The organism is Cobetia sp. (assembly GCF_983723665.1).
On the sequence record NZ_CFDJES010000251.1, the window covers coordinates 1 to 2,550 of the forward strand.

Genomic DNA, 2,550 nt, shown 5'->3' on the forward strand with positions numbered 1-2,550 from the left:
AGGTCATAGAGTGTCTGTTCTGCTGCCTTAGCCTTGGCCTGCGCTCTGGCGACTTCTTTGTCGGAAGCAGCGCCCACCTTGTTCAGCAACTCGAGCGACTTGGCATTGAGCTGCAGCACACCGGTGCTGACACTTGCGATACCTGCCGTCAACCCTGCTGCCGCTGACTGAACCAACCGGAATACGGCCAGCAGAGAATTGCCCATGAACTGGCCGGTATCGACGACCGACTGCATGGCACCGCCGATCTGATCGCGATGCTCTATGAAGCTGCGCGCCCACTCGCCGCCGGTGCGAATCACACCACCGATGGCCGTGGCGAGGTCATCCAGCAACCCGGGGTTCTCTTCCAGCGCCTGCTCGAAGTCGGCAGACACCTGATTGACCGCCGGCGACAATTCGCCCAACAGGCGATTGCTCAGCCCCTGAACACGGCCTTGCAGGCGGGTGATGGCGGCGTCGGTCGCTTGTAGCTCAGCGATCCTCTCGGGGGACATGATCGCCCCCACTTCGCTGGCCTCTTCCATCAGCGCCCGAAGCTCAGCGGCATTGTTGGCAAGCAGTGGTTGCAGGCGCGTGGCATCGTCTGCCAGTGACTCCAGCAGATTGACCTGAGATGCCTGGGGCAAGTCCTTCATGGCATCGGCCAGCCGCAGCATCATCTCGTCCGGTGCCAGCTCGATCAGCTCCTCTGCCTTGATGCCCAGAGCCTCGAGGGCGTCTTGCGCCTCACCACCGCCATTCTGGTAGGCATCGCCGATCTTGTCGGCCGTGTCCTTGAAGATATTGGCAGTCTTGTCGGCATCGATGCCGGCACGCCGAAAGGCGTACTGATAGCCCTGTAGCGCCTGGGTGGAGATACCCAGCGAACGCGACGTGATATCCAGTTGCTGAGCCATCTCGGCCTGTTGGACGGTGTAACGCGTGGCCCAGCCAGCAGCCAGTGCAGCACCCGCCCCTGCTGCCGTGACAGCACCGGCGGCCCACTGCCTGAGCGTTGCGCCGGCTTTCTTGAAACGGCTTTCGCTGCGCTCGGCAGCCTCACCGGACTCGCGGGCGGCCGCGGCAGTCTCACGCAGGCCAGATGCCAGCGAAGTCACGTCGTCTTCCAGCTCGCGAGATTGGCGGGCCAGGCGCTGCTCTTCATCGGTCAGGTTGTCGATGTCCACACCCGCGGCGTGGGCATCCTGCTGCAGGCGCGTCAGCTTCTGGGCCTGAGCCTCATGACCGGCGGTCGCCTTGTCGGCTGCCGCGCGGGCCTTGTTGAGGGCCTTTTCCTGCTGCTTCAGTTCGCGCTCGACCGGCTTGAGCTCGGCAGTCAGCTGGGCCGCACTGGCACTGGCGTTCTGCCACTCTTCCTTGGCCTCATCCGTCGCTTTACGCTGCTGCTGCAACTCATCACGCAGGCTGCTGAGGCTTTGCGCCTGGGCATCGTAGGCATCCTTCGCCTGCTCCACGGCACCACTGGCCCGCGACAATGCCTGACGCTGCTCGTCGGTGGCGCTGGCGCTCCGGCCGATCTCTGACTTGAGGTCACGCACACGCTGGGCGGCATCACGCCATGCCTGACGGGCGGCGGTGGTGGCGGTCTGGGCGCCCTTGTAGCTGGTCTGCAGCTGGGTCAGCGTCTGGGCCTGGGCGACATGTGCCGCCTTGGCGTCGTCCGCTTCTTGAGTCGCCCGCTGAGTCGCCAGCCGCAGCGAGTCCGCACCGTTGGCGGAATTCTCATACGCAGCCTGCAAGTCATCGGCCTTGCCCACGGCTTCGCGCATGGCAGTCCCGGCGTCATCCACGACCGCCGCGACCTTGTTGATCTGGGTGACCAGCTTCTGTTGCTGGCCGATGGCCGACATCTCTTCGGAGAGGCGCTCGACTTCGGCTGAGGCCTCGCTGCTGTCCTGCCCGAGATTGTCCAGCTCGCTCATCAGCTTGCCGATGTCTTGTAGCCCATCGACCGCGGCCTGAATGCGTAGCTGGATGTCACTCTGATTGGCCATCGTGTCGTGCTCCGGACATGAAAAAGCCCGCCAGATGGCGGGCTAGGTGGTGCAACTCACAGCAGGCAGGCTCAGGCCTTGCCCGCCTTCTTCAGGCGCTCCAGCTGGCGCACCTCGAGGGTGAGGGAGTCGCCGGCGGCATACTCCTTGCCGCCGTGGCGATGCGCCTTCTTGAGCTTGACGCTCACCGAGTCGGTGGGCTTGGCCTCGGTGCCGGACTTGGCCTCAGTGCCAGTCTTGCCTGTAGCGGTCTTGTCGGTCATGGCTCGCTCCCGTTAGCTGTACATGGTGGCGGTGTAGGCGGCGCCCTTGCCGGGCGGCACCACCAGCGAGCCGGACAGCTGCCCGGTGATGAACTCGGTGCCCATCAGCTCGGTGGCCTGATCTGCCGACAACACGGCACGGAAGATCTCGACTCGGGTACGCTTGCCGGTGGCCAGGTTGATGCCATCCACCAGGATGTAACGCGGCTTGGAGATCTCGGTGTCCCCCATCACGCGATGGCCGGTGACCGCCTCGGTGTCGTAATCCACGGTGACATCGCCTGCCGCGG

The 2,550-nt window shown here is 64.5% G+C and carries 3 protein-coding genes; all 3 read right to left on the reverse strand.

The window, feature by feature from the left end; translation table 11 throughout:
* The coding region (locus tag AC4FAH_RS14490) for a phage tail tape measure protein (RefSeq protein WP_490246307.1) at positions 1-1,997 on the reverse strand (1,997 nt) is incomplete at its 3' end.
* A gap of 71 nt (positions 1,998-2,068) precedes the next feature.
* Positions 2,069-2,260, reverse strand: coding sequence for a DUF7210 family protein (locus tag AC4FAH_RS14495; protein ID WP_490246308.1), 192 nt, complete (start codon positions 2,258-2,260; stop codon positions 2,069-2,071).
* 12 nt (positions 2,261-2,272) lie between these two features.
* A partial coding sequence (locus AC4FAH_RS14500) for a hypothetical protein (RefSeq protein ID WP_490246309.1) occupies positions 2,273-2,550 on the reverse strand: 278 nt, incomplete at its 5' end.